Genomic DNA, 17,088 nt, shown 5'->3' on the forward strand with positions numbered 1-17,088 from the left:
AAACGATGAAACTAAAACAGATTCAGGCAATTAACTGGAACCGCATTCAGGATGACAAAGATCTTGAAGTGTGGAATCGTCTCACCAGCAACTTCTGGCTGCCGGAGAAAGTGCCGCTCTCCAACGATCTGCCCGGCTGGCAGACGCTGGATAAACAACAGCAGCAGCTGACCATCCGGGTATTCACCGGCCTGACGCTGCTCGACACCATCCAGAACGTGATCGGCGCGCCGGGGCTGATGGAAGATGCCATTACCCCGCACGAAGAGGCGGTGCTGTCGAATATCAGCTTTATGGAAGCGGTGCATGCCCGCTCCTACAGTTCGATCTTTTCAACCCTGTGTAACACCCAGGATGTGGATGCCGCTTATCAGTGGAGCGAAGAGAATGCGCCGCTACAGAACAAGGCGCGCATCATTCTGGAACACTACCAGGCCGATGATCCGCTGAAGAAGAAGATCGCCAGCGTCTTCCTGGAGTCGTTTTTGTTCTATTCCGGCTTCTGGCTGCCGATGTACTGGTCGAGCCGTGGCAAGCTGACCAACACCGCTGACCTGATTCGCCTGATTATTCGCGATGAGGCGGTGCACGGTTACTACATCGGTTACAAATATCAGCAGGCGCTGGCTGCCGCTGACGATCTGCGCCGCGAAGAGCTGCAGCAGTTCGCCTATGATCTGCTGCTGGCGCTGTATGAAAACGAAGTGGCTTATACCGAGGCGCTCTATGCCGATGTCGGCTGGGTAGAGGAGGTGAAAACCTTCCTGCACTACAACGCCAACAAAGCGTTGATGAATCTGGGCTATGAGGCGCTGTTCCCGGCGGAGCTGACGGCAGTGAATCCGGCCATTCTGTCGGCTCTGTCGCCCAACGCCGACGAAAACCACGACTTCTTCTCCGGTTCAGGCTCCTCCTATGTGATGGGAAAAGCGGTCGAAACCGAAGACGAGGACTGGAATTTCTGAGGGTTACCGGGTGCTGTTTTGTCAGCATCCGGTTTTCACTGGCAGTGCCGTGTCAGCCGCGCCATTCCGTCTAATCATAAGAAAAAAATATTACTGCAACACAACCTGACTATTTCACCGTTTGTTGATTCTGCCCCTCCCCGCATTTCCTTTTTTTTCGACCAATTATTCCACTGAACCCGATCGTTTCAGGCGTGATTATTTCCCTGCATCGGAATCCATTATTTCCGTAATATTTCACCCTGGTGACGCTTATTTTTCTCCCTTTCATGCGGCAAATCGGCTGAAATGCCAAAAACCCGCCAATGATTTCACAAAAAATTAATCCACGCTTATCCCTTGTGAGCACTGAAGATAATCGGCATCTGAATGTCCCGCGGCCGGCCAATATCCCACTTCAGGGTTGTCAGATAACGTCAGTGTGCTACGGTATGGCCTGCTTAAATTTCAGCGGGAACGACAGGATAATATTAGATATTTCAACCAGGATTTAATGACTGCATGGCTATTAAGCTCGAAGTAAAAAATCTCTATAAGATATTTGGCGACAATCCGGATCGCGCGTTTAAATATATTGAAAAGGGTGCGACCAAAGATGTCATTCTTGAGAAGACCGGGCTCTCCCTTGGCGTAAAGAACGCCAGTCTGGCCATTGAAGAAGGCGAGATATTCGTCATCATGGGGTTATCCGGTTCAGGAAAATCGACCATGGTTCGCCTTCTCAATCGTCTGATAGAGCCGACGCGCGGCCAGGTGATTATTGACGGTGTCGATATTGCCAAAATATCAGCCAGCGAACTGCGTGACGTGCGCAGAAATAAAATCAGCATGGTATTCCAGTCATTTGCTTTGATGCCGCACATGAATGTATTAAATAATACGGCATTTGGTATGGAATTAGCGGGAGTCGCACTGGCTGAACGCCAGGAAAAAGCACTGGAAGCGTTACGTCAGGTCGGGCTGGAGAATTATGCGCACGCTTACCCGGATGAACTTTCCGGAGGGATGCGGCAGCGCGTCGGATTAGCCCGCGCACTGGCCATCAATCCCGACATCTTATTAATGGATGAGGCCTTCTCCGCTCTGGATCCGTTGATTCGTACTGAAATGCAGGATGAGCTGGTTAATTTACAAGCCAGGCATCAGCGCACCATCGTCTTTATTTCCCACGATCTTGATGAAGCGATGCGTATTGGCGACCGTATTGCCATTATGCAGGGCGGCGAAGTGATACAGGTTGGTACGCCGGATGAAATCCTGAATAACCCAGCCAATGACTATGTCCGCACCTTTTTCCGTGGCGTCGATATCAGCCATGTATTCAGCGCCAAAGATATCGCCCGTCGTAGCGCGGGAGCGTTGATCCGCAAAGCGCCAGGTTTCGGCCCGCGCTCCGCTATTAAGCTGCTGCAGGATGAAGACCGCGACTACGGCTACGTGCTGGAGAAACAGAAGTTTCTTGGCGTGGTCTCCACCGACTCGCTGAAAGCCGCGCTGGCAGCAGGTCTGGGACTCGATAGCGCCCTTCTCGACTCGCCAGCCGCGGTGCCCGCCGATACCTCACTGAGCGATCTGCTCTCGCACGTCGCTCAGGCGCCCTGTGCGGTGCCAGTGGTCGGCGAGGAGAATCAGTATGTCGGTATCATTTCCAAAAGCACGCTATTGCGCGCGTTAGATCGTGAAGGAGCCCAGCCATGAGTCAGGAAACCACCAATCCGTGGGATAGCGGCAACGCCGCCAGCAGTCAGGCTGCGCCCACCAGCAGCGGCGGTGCCGATGCCTGGGGCACGCCCGATGGCAGCGCGACACCCGATGCAGCCAGCAGCAGTGACTGGCTCAACAGCGCCCCCGCGCCCGCGCCGGAACATTTCAATATCATGGATCCGTTCCACAAAACCTGGATCCCGCTTGATCACTGGGTGACCACCGGTATCGACTGGGTGGTCAACCATTTCCGCCCGTTGTTTCAGGGTATCCGGGTACCGGTTGACTATATTCTCAGCGCCTTTCAGCAGCTGTTACTGGGAATGCCCGCGCCGGTAGCGATTCTGGTGTTTGCGCTAATCGCCTGGCAGATCGCGACGCCCGCCATGGGCATCGCCACGCTGGTATCGCTGATCTTGATTGGCGCAATTGGCGCCTGGTCGCAGGCGATGGTCACGCTGGCGCTGGTGCTTACCGCGCTGATGTTCTGCATTCTCATCGGCCTGCCGCTGGGGATCTGGCTGGCCCGCAGTGAACGGGCAGCGCGTATCGTACGTCCCTTGCTGGATGCGATGCAGACGACACCCGCCTTTGTCTATCTGGTGCCGATTGTAATGCTGTTTGGTATCGGCAACGTGCCAGGCGTGGTGGTCACGATTATCTTCGCCCTGCCACCGATTGTGCGTCTGACTATTCTCGGCATTAAGCAGGTGCCCGCCGATCTGATCGAAGCGAGCGAATCCTTTGGTGCCAGTCCGCGTCAGCTGCTATTCAAAGTGCAGTTGCCGCTGGCGATGCCCACCATTATGGCGGGCGTCAATCAGACCCTGATGCTGGCGCTGTCGATGGTGGTGATCGCCTCGATGATCGCTGTGGGCGGACTCGGTCAGATGGTGCTGCGCGGTATTGGCCGTCTCGATATGGGGCTGGCTACGGTGGGTGGTGTGGGGATTGTGATCCTTGCCATTATCCTTGACCGCCTGACCCAATCGTTTGGTCGCGATAGCCGCAGCCGCGGTAATCGTCACTGGTATCACACCGGCCCGCTGGGCCTGATCTTCTCTCCTTCGCGTAAAAAATAATCTGTCGGGCGGCGCCTGCGCGCCGCCCATCCTGACGCGACATCTGAAATAAGGAATGACTATGCGCAACAGAGCCTCTCTGCTCGCCGCCGTGGTAACCACGCTGGCCGTTTCACACGTCTCCGCTGCCGATCTGCCGGGCAAAGGTATTACGGTACAACCCATACAGAGCACTATCGCTGAAGAGACTTTTCAGACCCTGATTGTCAGCCGCGCGCTGGAAAAACTCGGCTATCAGGTCAGCAAGCCGAGTGAAGTGGATTACAACGTTGGCTACACCTCTATCGCCGCTGGCGACGCCACCTTTACCGCGGTAAACTGGCAGCCGCTGCATGACGACATGTACAAAGCCGCCGGTGGCGATCAGAAGCTCTATCGTCAGGGAACCTACGTTACCGGTGCCGCCCAGGGTTATCTGATTGATAAGAAGACCGCCGAGAAATATCACATCACCAATATCGAACAGCTGAAAGATCCTAAGATCGCCAGCCTGTTTGACGCCAACGGCGATGGCAAAGCGGATATGACCGGCTGTACGCCAGGCTGGGGCTGTGAAGCGGTGATTAATCATCAGAACAGCGCCTTTGGTCTCAGTGATACCGTGACCGCCAATATGGGTAACTATTCGGCGATGGTGGCGGATACGCTGGCACGCTACAAACAGGGTAAACCGATCCTTTATTACACCTGGACGCCCTACTGGCTGAGCGATGTGCTGAAGCCGGGCCGCGATGTGGTCTGGCTGCAGGTGCCGTTCTCTTCGCTGCCTGGCGAACAGAAGGATGTGGATACTAAGCTGCCAAACGGTGCGAACTACGGTTTCCCGGTTAACACCATGCACATCGTCGCCAACAAAGCCTGGGCGGCGAAAAACCCGGCGGCTGCCCGTCTGTTTGCGGTCATGAAGCTACCCATTACCGATATCAATGCTGAAAACTCAGCAATGCATGCCGGACAAAACTCAGAAGAGGCGATTAACCGTCATGTGGATGGCTGGATTAAGGCGCATCAGGCTGAGTTCGATAAATGGATCAGCGAGGCGCAGGCCGCCGCGCAATAACCTGAAAACATTTCCGCCCCGGGTGGTTGATAAAAGTGCTGGCTCAGTGAGCATACGCTTTTAGTCGGGCAGTTATCTGAGGGCAGAAATTTTTCTGCCCTTTTTTTATGCCTGCTTTCCCGACTGGTATGGCCTGTTAATAAACATGCGTGTGAAATAGTTTTTTGAGTTACTATTAACCTCAAATGATTATTAGCGACCGATGCTGTTTATGAATGCGACTCGCCAGGGTCTGACGCCTGCTTTAGTAATGCTGATGTCAGTAGCAACCGGCCTCTGCGTAGCCAGTAATTACTACGTTCAGCCACTACTGAATACCATCGCCCAACAGTTTGATCTCTCTGTCAGCCTCGCCGGATTTATTGTCACCACGGCGCAGCTGGGCTACGCCTGCGGTCTGCTGCTGCTGGTGCCGCTTGGCGATCGGTTTGAACGACGCAGCCTGATTGTTACGATGATCCTGCTGGCTGCTGCCGGCATGGTGATTATCGCCCTTTCGCACTCCTTTCTCTTTTTACTGCTGGGCACGGTGATGACCGGCCTGTTCTCGGTCGCCGCACAAATCCTGGTGCCGCTGGCCGCCACGCTGGCAGAGCCGGAGCGGCGCGGCAAAATAGTGGGAACGGTAATGAGCGGTTTGCTGCTGGGGATTCTGCTGGCGCGCACCGTGGCAGGCGGCCTGGCGCAGCTTGGCGGCTGGCGTACCGTCTACTGGACTGCCAGCCTGCTGATGGTGGTGATGGCCCTGGCGCTGTGGCGATCGCTGCCGCGCGTAAAACAGTCCGTGCCCATGAGCTATCCGCAACTGCTGGCCTCCATCTTTCGCCTGTATGCCGGTAATCGGGTGCTCCGCACCCGCGCCTGGACCGGCTGCCTCTCCTTTGCCAATTTCAGCCTGCTGTGGACCTCAATGGCCTTTCTGCTCGCCGGGGCGCCCTATCACTTCTCAGAGGGCGAGATTGGCTTGCTGGGGCTGGTCGGTGCCGCGGGTGCGCTGGCCGCACGTCAGGCGGGCGCGCTGGCTGACAAGGGTAAAGCGAAGCTGACCACCCAACTGGGCCTGCTGCTTATGCTGCTGTCGTGGGCCGCCATTGCGTGGGGCGCGGAGCAGCTTGCGCCGCTGATCGTCGGCATCCTGCTGCTGGATCTGGCGGTACAGGCCGTCCATATCACCAATCAAAGCGTGATCTACGCGCAGATGCCGGAGGCGCGGAACCGTCTTAATGCCGGTTACATGACCAGCTACTTTATGGGTGGCGCGGCCGGCTCACTGCTCTCCGCGACCGCTTACCATCTTTGGGGCTGGTATGGCGTCTGTGGCGCTGGCGCGCTGCTGACTGTGGTTAATATGCTGATTTGGGCAGCCGGATCGCGCTTTGAGCCGGAAAAAATCAACTGAAGCCTGGCCGGACAGCGCATTGCGTCTGGTCACAAATGGTTAGGTTTGTTATGGTTAGTAGCAAACCTATTCACTTCAGTTATTTTTCCTCGCGATATTATTAAATTTGCCCCCTTTTTGATCACGTTCCGGCACAGCGGCTGCCGCCGGACGTACGGGTTTTTGACCCAGGGCCAGGGAATGGCCTGGAATACCTTTGATGGTGAATAGTGATTCTGTCAGCGATCACCTGCCAAAAAGTGACTACGCTTATCCTGTCACCATAGTTATTATACAAGTTGCAATTAGTGAGGTTTTTTTTAATGGAAAGTTCGTTTACTCCCATTGAGCAGATGCTAAACATCCGTGCCAATCGCCATAAGGATTTTCCGTTGCAGGAAATTATTCTGACGCGTCTCTGTATGCATATGCAGGGTAAACTGCTGGACAACCGCAATAAGATGCTGAAAGCACAGGGTATTAATGAAACCCTGTTCATGGCGTTGATTACGCTGGATGCACAGGAAAACCATAGTATTCAGCCCTCTGAGCTCAGCTCTGCGCTTGGCTCTTCACGCACCAATGCCACGCGCATTGCTGATGAGCTGGAAAAGCGCGGCTGGATTGAGCGTCGTGAAAGCGATCACGACCGTCGCTGCCTGCACCTGCATCTGACCGATAAAGGGATGGAGTTCCTGCGTCAGTTGCTGCCACCTCAGCATCAGAGCCTGCAGTACCTGTGGTCGTCGCTCTCCGTCGATGAGAAGTCACAGCTGGAAGGCATCACCCGTAAGCTACTTAATCGTCTTGATAAAATGGATGAAGATCAGCTGATCGCCTCGCTTTCCCGCTAATAGCAATAAGTGCGACACAATCACCTGTCGGAATCGTTATTTTAATTTCCTTTTTTATCTGGCCAGCGCTCAGTCGCTGGCTTTTTCGACTCGGGCGCTGGCGAAAAGGGATTTCTGCCGCCCGACTAAATGGAAAACGTGGAGAAAGACATGAGTGCAACGGCAGAAGCACAAAGCCCGCAACCGTCAGCCAACAAAAAGAAGAAGCGCAAAAGTGTGCTCATCGTGCTGGCGCTGATCTTTGTGCTGATCGGTATTGCCTGGGGAGTTTACTGGTTCCTGGTCCTGCGCCATTTTCAGGAAACGGATGACGCCTACGTTGCGGGTAACCAGGTGCAGGTGATGGCACAGGTCTCCGGTAGCGTGAATAAAGTCTGGTTTGAAGATACCGATTTCGTCAAAAAAGGCGATGTGCTGGTTTCACTGGATAAGACGGATGCGGAGCAGGCGTTTGAAAAAGCGCAGACGGCACTCGCCACCAGCGTGCGTCAGACGCATCAGCTGATGATTAATGGCAAACAGTATCAGGCCAGCATTACCTTGCAACAGACCGCTCTGGCGCAGGCACAGGCCGACCTGAAACGCCGTGAGCCGTTAGGCGCGGCTAATCTGATTGGCCGTGAAGAGTTGCAGCACGCCCGCGATGCCGTCGCGACGGCCAAAGCACAACTGGACGTGGCGATTCAGCAATACAATGCGAATCAGGCGATGATCCTCAACACCTCACTGGAAAATCAGCCTACCGTGCAACAGAGCGCGGCTGAGCTGCGTGACGCCTGGCTGGCGCTGCAGCGCACCGAAATCCGTAGCCCGATGGATGGTTTTGTCTCCCGTCGCAGCGTACAGGTCGGTTCGCAAATCTCCACCAGCACCCCGCTGCTTGCCGTCGTGCCTGCAACGAATCTGTGGGTCGATGCCAACTTTAAAGAGACCCAGCTGGCTGGCGTTCGTATTGGTCAGCCTGTCACCGTGGTTGCCGACATCTACGGTGACGAAGTGGTTTATCAGGGCAAAGTTGCAGGACTGGATATGGGCACCGGCAGCGCCTTCTCACTGTTGCCGGCACAGAATGCCACCGGTAACTGGATCAAAGTGGTTCAGCGCCTGCCGGTTCGTATCGAACTGAATCAGGAAGATATCGCCAGACATCCGCTGCGTATTGGCCTCTCAACGCTGGTTAAAATCGATACCACCAGCAAAGAGGGCAGCGCGCTGGCCACCAGCGCCCGTCAGCAAGCCGCTTACAGCAGCAACGCACTGGCGATTGACCTTGCGCCGGTCAATCAGCTGATCACCGATATCGTCCGCGCCAACGCCGGATGATGACGCGGAGGCTGTAATGGCACAAAAACCGCTTGAAGGAATGCCGCTGGTCCTGATGACCATTGCGCTATCGCTGGCGACGTTCATGCAGGTTCTGGACTCGACCATCGCCAACGTGGCTATCCCCACGATTGCCGGTAATCTGGGAGCGTCGAACTCCCAGGGAACCTGGGTGATCACCTCGTTTGGTGTGGCCAATGCGATCTCGATCCCGCTGACCGGCTGGCTGGCAAAACGCATCGGTGAAGTGAAGCTCTTTACCTGGTCGACCATTCTGTTTGCTATCGCCTCCTGGGCGTGCGGCATGTCAGACAGCCTGGAGATGCTGATCTTCTTCCGCGTCATTCAGGGGATCGTCGCGGGTCCCTTGATCCCGCTGTCGCAAAGTCTGCTGCTCAACAACTATCCGCCTGCCAAGCGCAGTGTTGCGCTGTCGCTGTGGGCGATGACGGTGATCGTCGCACCGATCTGTGGCCCGATACTGGGCGGCTGGATCAGCGATAACTATCACTGGGGCTGGATCTTCTTTATCAACGTGCCCATTGGTGTGGCGGTGGTGATACTGACGCTGCAAACCCTGCGCGGCCGGGAAACCAAAACCGAAATCCGGCGGATCGATATGGTCGGGCTGGTGCTGCTGGTGGTGGGGATCGGCTGTTTGCAGGTGATGCTGGATCGCGGAAAGGAGCTCGACTGGTTTAACTCGTCCGAGATCATCGTGCTCGGGGTAGTGGCCGTGATTGCGCTGTCAGTCCTGCTGGTGTGGGAGCTGACTGACGATCACCCGATCATAGATCTGTCGCTGTTTAAGTCGCGCAACTTCACCATTGGCTGCCTGTCGATCAGTCTGGCTTATATGCTCTACTTCGGCTCGATTGTTCTGTTGCCGCAGCTGCTGCAGGAGGTCTACGGCTACACCGCAACCTGGGCCGGTCTGGCGTCTGCGCCGGTGGGCATTTTGCCGGTGATCCTGTCGCCGATCATCGGACGCTTTGCCCATAAGCTCGACATGCGACGGCTGGTCACGTTCAGCTTCATTATGTATGCCGTCTGCTTCTACTGGCGCGCGTATACGTTTGAACCGGGAATGGATTTTGGTGCCTCAGCCTGGCCGCAGTTTATTCAGGGCTTTGCCGTGGCCTGCTTCTTTATGCCGCTGACCACTATTACGCTGTCGGGACTGCCGCCGGAGCGCATGGCCGCGGCCTCCAGCCTGTCGAACTTTATGCGTACCTTTGCAGGCTCGGTGGGAACGTCGATTACCACCACTATGTGGAGTAACCGCGAATCGATGCATCATAGCTACCTGACGGAGTCGATCACCCCTTACAACGTCAATTCGCAGCAGATGTATAGCCAGCTGGAGAGCATGGGGATGACGCAGCAGCAGGCGTCGGCCTGGATCGCGCAGCAGATTACCAATCAGGGACTGATTATTTCAGCGAATGAAATTTTCTGGGCGTCGGCGGGGGTCTTTTTGATTCTGCTGGTGCTGATCTGGTTTGCCCGTCCGCCGTTTAGCGCAGGCGGCGGTGGCGGTGGCGCACACTAACGTTACACAGCAAAACGGGCCTTTCGGCCCGTTTTTTTATGCGTTCTGACGCCACCATTCGGCGAGCAGTACGCCGGTTGCGACCGAGACGTTAAGGCTTTCTACGTTGCCGGTGCCGCCAATCGACAGGCTCATGTCACCCTGTTTGAACGCGGTATCAGAAAGACCTTCACGCTCCTGCCCTAACACCAGCACCATTTTCTCCGGCAGCTGAGCCTGCGCCAGCGGCGTGCCCTGATGGCTGGAGGTGGTGACGATGGTGTAACCCGCTTTACGGAACGCTTCCAGACCTTCACTGAAGGTTGCGCCGCTGATGGCCTGCACATGCTCAGCACCGCCTTCTGCGGTACGCACCGCTGCGCCGGACTCCAGCAGTGAGGCGTCGTTCACCAGCAAACCTTTTACGCCAAAATGCGCGCAGCTGCGCATAATCGCGCCGAGGTTATGCGGGTTGCTGACATCTTCCAGTGCCAGCACGCAATCTTTGGTATTCGCCTGGCTCAGCCATTCAGAAACCGCCATACCCATGCGCTTTTTGATCAGGAAGCAGACGCCACCATGATGCTCAGTGCCTGACGCTTTGGTAATCTCTGCATCTTCCACGACGTGATAGGCTTTGCGGTTAGCCGCCAGCCAGCGCAGCGCTTCGCGGAAACGCGGTGTCACTTCCTGCACGAACCAGGCGCGAACAATCGCTTCAGGACGGCTCTGGAACAGCGCCTGACAGGCGTTCTCACCATAGACGCGCGTCTCTTCGTTACGCTGACGACGGATCTGCTCGGGATCGACGAAGCTCTTGCCGCTGATGCCGCCGTGATCCGGCTTATCGCTTTCGGTTGCCGGACGATCTGCTGATGGCGCGCGTGACACAGTGCGCCATGGGGAATCGCTGCTGCCATAGGCGCCGCGATTATCATCGCCACGATCGTTGCGGCGGCCTGCGCCATCGTCTGAACGGCGTGGAGCGCTACGTCCGCCTTCATCACGACGCGGTGAACTGCTGCGACCGGTGTCGTCGCTGCGACGGCCAGCGGAGCGACCACCTTCCTGACTGCGTTCAGTACGGGGGCCAGACGAACGACGATTATCATCCGAACGAGCAGCAGCGTGACCACCTTTGCCTGTACGAGGATTAGGCGCGCGCGCGCTTTTATCGTCCTCGCCACGCACGTACATCACCTTAACCTTACCGCTCTTGCCTTTAAATTCGTCGTTCATGTCTTCCTCCTGCATTGAGAGCGCGCAGATTACCTGATGTGCTGGCGCTTAGCTATCAACTATTGAACCTATAGAGCAATCCAGATTGAGAGGGAATCCGTCCCCTTTCATAATGAACAATATTTATCAGACTGACACTTTTCAACATCAGAGGTTCCTATGAATACGGTATGCGCTTCCTGTCAGGCAACCAATCGCGTTCCTGAAGAACGCCTTGCCGACGTGGCGAAATGTGGTCGCTGTGGAAATGCGTTATTTGATGGCGAAGTGGTGAATGCCACCAGCGCTAACTTTGACAAATATCTGCAGGATGATCTGCCGGTGGTGATCGATTTCTGGGCGCCCTGGTGTGGTCCCTGTGTCAATTTTGCGCCGGTGTTTAAAGATGTCGCCAGTGAACGCAGCGGTAAAGTCCGCTTTATTAAAGTGAACACCGAAGCGGAGCCGGCCCTGAGCGCCCGTTTCAACATTCGCAGCATCCCGACCATCATGCTGTTTAAGAACGGCGAGCGGGTCGACATGCTGAATGGCGCGATGCCTAAAGCGCCTTTCAATGAATGGCTGGATGAGTCACTTTAATCTTCAGAGGCCAGCCTGGCTGGCCTTTTCCTTTTCGCCTGCGCTTCGATTACACTGACGTTTTTCCTGCCCTGAATACTCATGTCTGATAATGCTGTTTTGCGCTTGCGCACCCAACGCCTGGCCCGATCCACCCGTCCTTTCCTCGCGCGCGGGAATCGGGTCATCCGCTGTCAGGGCTGCCTGCTGCCAGAAGTCAACTGTCTCTGCAGTCAGATCGTGCCGCAGTCCGCCCGTAGCCGCTTCTGCCTGGTGATGTTCGATACCGAGCCGATGAAGCCGAGCAACACCGGCCGGCTGATTGCCGATATTCTGCCGGAAACTCAGGCTTTTGGCTGGTCACGCACCGAGCCGGATCCGCTGCTGCTGGCGGCGGTGCGCAATCCCGATTATCAGCCGCTGGTCGTTTTCCCGGCCGCTTATGCCGATGCCGGTCGCGAAGTGCTGACAACGCCGCCCGTCAGTGGCAAGCCGCCGCTGTTTATTATGCTGGACGGCACCTGGACCGAAGCCCGCAAAATGTTCCGTAAAAGCCCCTGGCTCGACGCCCTGCCGGTGATGTCGCTGGATGTCAGCACCCCGTCGCGCTATACGCTGCGTGAAGCCCACGGCGCAGGTCAGCACTGCACCGCTGAAGTGGCCGCGGCGCTGCTGGCGCAGGCGGGCGATCGGCTGGCGGCTGAGGCGTTATCTCACCATTTTGATCAGTTCCGCGCGGCCTACCTGGCAGGGAAACCGCACCACGCCGGACAGGCTTAATCGCCCTGTCACCTACTGGCGGGAGCGTCCCTGCGGGGACAGAGATTAAAATCGGGATGCGCAGCCTGCGATCTGCCCGAAAGCACTGCCAGCAAAAAGCGTTTACAATCACGCAAATCCCGAACTCTGGAGAGCGAGATGAGCCAACGCGGACTGGAAGCGCTGTTACGACCTAAATCAATTGCGGTGATTGGTGCCTCGGTCACGCCAGGGCGCGCCGGATACTTTATGATGCGTAACCTGCTGGCGGGCGGTTTTAGCGGCCCGGTGTTGCCGGTGACGCCGAAATATAAAGCGGTCAGCGGCGTACTGGCCTGGCCCACCATCGACAGCTTACCTTTCGCGCCAGACCTGGCAGTGATCTGCACCCACTCAAAACGTAACCTCGAACTGCTACAACAGCTCGGGGAGAAAGGCTGCAAAGCCTGCATTATCCTCTCTGCGCCCGCCAGCCAGTCGGCCGAACTCAAAGCCTGCGCCAGCCAGTGGCAGATACGTCTGCTGGGCCCGAACAGTCTTGGCCTGCTGGCCCCCTGGCAGGGATTGAATGCCAGCTTCTCGCCAGTGCCGATAGAGAAAGGCCGTATCGCATTTATCTCCCAGTCCGCCGCCGTATCCAACACCATTCTCGACTGGGCGCAGCAGCGTAATCTCGGATTCTCCTGGTTTATCGCGCTGGGTGACAGTCTGGATACCGATGTCGATGATCTGCTCGACTTCCTGGCTCGCGACGGTAAAACCAGCGCTATCCTGCTCTATCTTGAGCACCTCAGCGATGCGCGTCGTTTTGTTTCTGCCTCACGCAGCGCCTCCCGTAATAAACCGATTCTGGTGATCAAGAGTGGTCGCAGTCGGGAAGCACAGGCACTGCTGGGCACTCACAGCGGTCTGGACGCCGCCTGGGATGCAGCCATTCAGCGTGCCGGGTTACTGCGGGTGCAGGATACCCATGAGCTCTTCTCCGCCGTAGAGTCGCTGAGTCATATGCGGCCGCTGCGTGGCGACAGGCTGATGATCATCAGTAATGGTGCCGCCCCCGCCGCGCTGGCGCTGGATGAGCTCTATGCCCGCAACGGGAAACTGGCACAGCTCAGCGAGCAGACGATTCAGCAGCTCGAGGCGCTGTTGCCCGCTGGTGCAGGCCGCGGCAACCCGCTGGATTTAAAAGACGACGCCACAGCTGAACGTTATGCCGCCTGCACAGAGATCCTGCTCGACAGCCATGAACTTGACGCGTTGATGATTATTCATGCGCCAAGCGCGGTCGCGCCCGCGACTGAAACGGCCGGACATCTGATCGACACCATAGCCCGTCACCCACGCGGTAAGCTGGTGACGCTGCTGACCAACTGGAGTGGCGAGTTCTCTTCACAAGCCGCGCGCCGAGCCTTTACGCAGGCGGGGATACCGACCTGGCGCACGCCAGAGGGAACGGTGACCGCTTTTATGCATCAGGTTGAGTACCGCCGTAACCAGAAGCAGCTGCGCGAAACCCCTGCCCTGCCCGCCACCCTGAACCTGGACAGCGCCCATGCACACCAGCTGCTGTCACAGGCGCTGGAGCGCGGTGTTACTGCGCTGGATACCCACGAAGTGCAGCCGGTGTTGCAGGCTTACGGCCTGGCCACGCTGCCGACCTGGATCGCCAGCGACAGTAAGGCGGCAGTGGCGATTGCCGATCAGATTGGCTATCCGGTGGCGCTAAAACTGCGTTCACCCGATATCGCGCATAAATCGGAGGTGCAGGGCGTGATGCTCTACCTGCGTAATGCCAGCGAAGTGGAGCATGCCGCTGAGGCCATTTTTGATCGGGTAAAACAGACGCTGCCGCAGGCACGTATCGAAGGGCTGCTGGTTCAGAGCATGGCGAGTCGTGCAGGCGCACAGGAGCTGCGGGTCGTGGTCGAACAGGATGCCCTGTTTGGCCCGATCATTATGCTGGGGGAAGGCGGCGTTGAATGGCAGGCCGATAAACAGGCTGCCGTTGCCCTTCCCCCGCTGAATATGACGCTGGCACGCTATCTGGTGATTCAGGCGATCAAGAGCGGAAAAATCCGCAGCCGCAGCGCGCTGAATCCGCTGGATATCCCCGGTTTAAGCCAGTTGCTGGTGCAGGTCTCTAACCTGGTGGTGGATTGCCCGGAGATCCAGCGACTGGATATTCATCCGCTGCTGGCGGCGGGCAATGATTTTACCCTGCTGGATGTCACCCTGACGCTGGCTCCGTTCCACGGCGATAACGAAGCACGGCTGGCAATACGTCCTTATCCTCAGCATCTGGAAGAGCAGGTGGAGTTAAAGGATGGGCAATTCTGCCTGTTCCGGCCCATTCTGCCAGAGGATGAGCCCCTGCTGCGCGATTTCATCAGTCAGGTCACCAAAGAAGATCTCTACTACCGCTACTTCAGTGAAATCAGTGAGTTTACTCATGATGATCTCGCCAACATGACCCAGATCGATTATGACCGCGAGATGGCGATTGTGGCGGTACGTCAGCATCATGGACGACCCGAGATCATCGGCGTCACCCGCGCTATCTCTGATGCAGATAACATTGATGCAGAGTTTTCGGTGCTGGTCCGTTCCGACCTGAAAGGCCTGGGCATGGGCCGTCGTCTGCTGGAAAAGATGATCCGCTATACCCGGCATCACGGCTTGCAACAATTGAACGGTATCACCATGCCCCATAACCGCGGCATGATTACGCTGGCACGAAAGCTCAACTTTCATGTTGATATTCAACTGGATGACGGTATTGTCAGCCTGAAATTGTCTTTACAGAATGAGATCAACTAACCTTGTAGAGAAAGGTAAAAAACGTTCGAATCGGCGAAGTTGATGTTATTATTTGTGGTTATAACCCTGATTTGATGGCAAAAGGCCATGCAATGAACAGAGAAGAAGTGCACTGTGATGTTGTCTAAATTTAAACGTAACAAACACCAACAACACCTCGCACAGCTGCCGAAACTGTCACAATCCGTTGCGGATGTGTCGACACTTTACTCGCCTGCCGAATTTCGCCAGACGTTGCTGGAGAAGATTGCGGCAGCGCAGACTCGCATCTGTATTGTTGCGCTCTATCTGGAAAATGATGACGCCGGACGTGCCGTCATGGATGCGCTTTATAGTGCGAAGCAGGCGCGGCCGGAGCTGGATATCTCGATTCTGGTTGACTGGCACCGTGCGCAGCGTGGGCGAATTGGCGCAGCGCGAGGCGTAACCAATGCCGACTGGTATTGCGAAATGGCGACACGTTATCCGGATATTGCCATCCCGGTTTATGGTATCCCGGTCAATACCCGTGAAGCGCTGGGCGTGCTCCACCTTAAAGGGTTCATTATTGATGATATGCTGCTCTACAGCGGCGCCAGCATCAATGATGTCTACCTGCATCAGCATGATAAGTATCGCTATGACCGTTATCAGGTTATCCGTAATTCCCAGCTGACAGATACGATGTATGACTGGATCACGCTCAATCTGAAGTCAGCAGAGGCGGTAAACCGACTCGATTTTGCTGAGCGCCCCTCAAGTCCTGAAATTAAAAATGAGACACGCCAGTTCCGTCAGGACCTGCGCGGTTTCAATTATCAGTTTGAAGGGAATGCCGGCAACGATGAACTGACGGTCACGCCGCTGGTCGGTCTGGGTAAGCATAGCCTGCTCAATAAAACCATTTTCCACCTGATGCCCTGTGCGGAACAGAAGCTGATCATCTGTACCCCCTACTTCAACATGCCCGCCTTGCTGGTACGTAATATCATTCATCTTCTGCGTCAGGGAAAACAGGTTGAGATCATCGTCGGCGATAAAACAGCCAATGACTTCTATATTGCGCCCGATCAGCCGTTCAAAATCATCGGCGCACTGCCTTACCTGTATGAAATCAATCTGCGTCGCTTTATGAGCCGTTTGCACTACTACGTTACGACCGATCAGCTGGTCGTGAGACTGTGGAAGGATGGCGAGAACAGTTATCACCTTAAAGGAATGTGGGTTGATGACGAATGGCAGCTGATTACCGGTAATAACCTCAATCCACGTGCCTGGCGGCTCGATCTGGAAAATGCGGTGCTGATCCACGATCCTCATCAGGAGTTAGCGGCTCAGCGTGAGAAGGAACTGACGTTAATCCGGCAGAACACGACGGTAGTGACGCATTTCCGTGAGCTTGAAAGTATTGCTGATTACCCGGCCAAGGTGCGCAAACTGATTCGCCGCCTGCGCCGGATACGTATCGATCGCCTGATCAGCCGGATTCTTTAATCACTGCGGCCAATAAGGCATCTGCTATGCGAAGTGTGCTGCTTGCTGTGTTGTTGTGTAGCGGATGCGCCCATATGGCGGAAGATCAGTGGACCGGACGGGATAAAGCGGAGCATTTTGTCGCCTCTGCAGTCCTGGCCGCTGCCGGTAGTGAATATGGGAAGGCAGCGTCAGCACCATTCTGACCGGCAAAGCCAGACTGTTTTCATTAACGCCTGGGGCGGGAAAAGAGTGGTATGACAGCCGCCCGAATGGCAGCGGCTGGAGCTGGAAAGATTTCGCCTGGGATGCCGCCGGTGCTGCCAGCGGCATTGCCCTGTGGAATCTGAGTCAGTAGCTTTCTCT

13 protein-coding genes and 1 pseudogene are annotated in these 17,088 nt (G+C 56.1%); 13 read left to right on the forward strand and 1 reads right to left on the reverse strand.

The window, feature by feature from the left end; genetic code table 11:
* The first annotated feature begins 5 nt into the window (after window positions 1-5).
* The 8 genes from nrdF (at window position 6) to emrB (ending at window position 9,918) form a co-directional block, all read left to right on the forward strand.
* Window positions 6-965 carry a class 1b ribonucleoside-diphosphate reductase subunit beta gene (gene nrdF / locus AC6I8B_RS14840; RefSeq protein WP_010257777.1) on the forward strand — a complete coding sequence of 320 codons (960 nt, stop codon included), beginning with the start codon at window positions 6-8 and terminating at the stop codon, window positions 963-965.
* 501 nt (window positions 966-1,466) lie between these two features.
* A complete protein-coding gene (gene proV / locus AC6I8B_RS14845) occupies window positions 1,467-2,663 on the forward strand; it encodes a glycine betaine/L-proline ABC transporter ATP-binding protein ProV (RefSeq protein ID WP_010672155.1) in 1,197 nt (398 codons plus the stop codon).
* On the forward strand, window positions 2,660-3,751 hold the full coding sequence (gene proW / locus AC6I8B_RS14850) for a glycine betaine/L-proline ABC transporter permease ProW (protein ID WP_157352798.1): 1,092 nt from the start codon (window positions 2,660-2,662) through the stop codon (window positions 3,749-3,751). Before proV ends, proW begins: the two co-directional genes overlap by 4 nt.
* Before the next feature lie 61 nt (window positions 3,752-3,812).
* Complete coding sequence (gene proX, locus AC6I8B_RS14855) at window positions 3,813-4,811, forward strand: glycine betaine/L-proline ABC transporter substrate-binding protein ProX (RefSeq protein ID WP_010257785.1); 999 nt, start codon at window positions 3,813-3,815, stop codon at window positions 4,809-4,811.
* Window positions 4,812-5,022: 211 nt separating this feature from the next.
* On the forward strand, window positions 5,023-6,210 hold the full coding sequence (locus AC6I8B_RS14860) for an MFS transporter (RefSeq protein ID WP_157352800.1): 1,188 nt from the start codon (window positions 5,023-5,025) through the stop codon (window positions 6,208-6,210).
* A gap of 302 nt (window positions 6,211-6,512) precedes the next feature.
* A complete protein-coding gene (gene mprA, locus AC6I8B_RS14865) occupies window positions 6,513-7,043 on the forward strand; it encodes a transcriptional repressor MprA (RefSeq protein WP_003850381.1) in 531 nt (176 codons plus the stop codon).
* 150 nt (window positions 7,044-7,193) lie between these two features.
* Window positions 7,194-8,366, forward strand: coding sequence for a multidrug efflux MFS transporter periplasmic adaptor subunit EmrA (gene emrA / locus AC6I8B_RS14870; RefSeq protein ID WP_157352802.1), 1,173 nt, complete (start codon window positions 7,194-7,196; stop codon window positions 8,364-8,366).
* Window positions 8,367-8,382: 16 nt separating this feature from the next.
* A complete protein-coding gene (emrB, locus tag AC6I8B_RS14875) occupies window positions 8,383-9,918 on the forward strand; it encodes a multidrug efflux MFS transporter permease subunit EmrB (protein ID WP_010257793.1) in 1,536 nt (511 codons plus the stop codon).
* Between the two features lie 36 nt (window positions 9,919-9,954).
* On the opposite strand, the gene AC6I8B_RS14880 is transcribed toward emrB, so the two are convergent.
* On the reverse strand, window positions 9,955-11,136 hold the full coding sequence (locus AC6I8B_RS14880; RefSeq protein ID WP_052271637.1) for a tRNA/rRNA methyltransferase: 1,182 nt from the start codon (window positions 11,134-11,136) through the stop codon (window positions 9,955-9,957).
* Between the two features lie 159 nt (window positions 11,137-11,295).
* On the opposite strand from AC6I8B_RS14880, the gene trxC reads away from it, so the two are divergent.
* From trxC to AC6I8B_RS14905, 5 genes and pseudogenes are all read left to right on the forward strand, one after another.
* Complete coding sequence (gene trxC / locus AC6I8B_RS14885) at window positions 11,296-11,715, forward strand: thioredoxin TrxC (protein ID WP_010257800.1); 420 nt, start codon at window positions 11,296-11,298, stop codon at window positions 11,713-11,715.
* A gap of 81 nt (window positions 11,716-11,796) precedes the next feature.
* Complete coding sequence (locus tag AC6I8B_RS14890) at window positions 11,797-12,474, forward strand: tRNA-uridine aminocarboxypropyltransferase (protein ID WP_157352804.1); 678 nt, start codon at window positions 11,797-11,799, stop codon at window positions 12,472-12,474.
* Between the two features lie 138 nt (window positions 12,475-12,612).
* On the forward strand, window positions 12,613-15,270 hold the full coding sequence (locus AC6I8B_RS14895; RefSeq protein WP_033758680.1) for a bifunctional acetate--CoA ligase family protein/GNAT family N-acetyltransferase: 2,658 nt from the start codon (window positions 12,613-12,615) through the stop codon (window positions 15,268-15,270).
* A 117-nt stretch (window positions 15,271-15,387) separates the two neighbouring features.
* Window positions 15,388-16,743 (forward strand): CDP-diacylglycerol--serine O-phosphatidyltransferase, encoded by a 1,356-nt coding sequence (gene pssA / locus AC6I8B_RS14900; protein WP_029519515.1) that lies wholly within the window; start codon window positions 15,388-15,390, stop codon window positions 16,741-16,743.
* 26 nt (window positions 16,744-16,769) lie between these two features.
* Window positions 16,770-17,080 (forward strand): annotated as a pseudogene (locus AC6I8B_RS14905) (YfiM family lipoprotein).
* Window positions 17,081-17,088 lie beyond the last annotated feature (8 nt).

Source organism: Pantoea sp. X-Soil-ISGK-285 (assembly GCF_059730815.1).

What these genes read in the sequence shown, in the direction of transcription:
- AC6I8B_RS14895 (WP_033758680.1), top strand. Translation starts at nt 12,613, where the DNA reads ATGAGCCAACGCGGACTGGAAGCGCTGTTACGACCTAAATCAATTGCG.
- emrA (WP_157352802.1), top strand. Translation starts at nt 7,194, where the DNA reads ATGAGTGCAACGGCAGAAGCACAAAGCCCGCAACCGTCAGCCAACAAA.
- AC6I8B_RS14880 (WP_052271637.1), bottom strand. Translation starts at nt 11,136, where the DNA reads ATGAACGACGAATTTAAAGGCAAGAGCGGTAAGGTTAAGGTGATGTAC.
- proX (WP_010257785.1), top strand. Translation starts at nt 3,813, where the DNA reads ATGCGCAACAGAGCCTCTCTGCTCGCCGCCGTGGTAACCACGCTGGCC.
- mprA (WP_003850381.1), top strand. Translation starts at nt 6,513, where the DNA reads ATGGAAAGTTCGTTTACTCCCATTGAGCAGATGCTAAACATCCGTGCC.
- emrB (WP_010257793.1), top strand. Translation starts at nt 8,383, where the DNA reads ATGGCACAAAAACCGCTTGAAGGAATGCCGCTGGTCCTGATGACCATT.
- trxC (WP_010257800.1), top strand. Translation starts at nt 11,296, where the DNA reads ATGAATACGGTATGCGCTTCCTGTCAGGCAACCAATCGCGTTCCTGAA.
- pssA (WP_029519515.1), top strand. Translation starts at nt 15,388, where the DNA reads ATGTTGTCTAAATTTAAACGTAACAAACACCAACAACACCTCGCACAG.
- AC6I8B_RS14890 (WP_157352804.1), top strand. Translation starts at nt 11,797, where the DNA reads ATGTCTGATAATGCTGTTTTGCGCTTGCGCACCCAACGCCTGGCCCGA.
- AC6I8B_RS14860 (WP_157352800.1), top strand. Translation starts at nt 5,023, where the DNA reads ATGAATGCGACTCGCCAGGGTCTGACGCCTGCTTTAGTAATGCTGATG.
- proV (WP_010672155.1), top strand. Translation starts at nt 1,467, where the DNA reads ATGGCTATTAAGCTCGAAGTAAAAAATCTCTATAAGATATTTGGCGAC.
- nrdF (WP_010257777.1), top strand. Translation starts at nt 6, where the DNA reads ATGAAACTAAAACAGATTCAGGCAATTAACTGGAACCGCATTCAGGAT.
- proW (WP_157352798.1), top strand. Translation starts at nt 2,660, where the DNA reads ATGAGTCAGGAAACCACCAATCCGTGGGATAGCGGCAACGCCGCCAGC.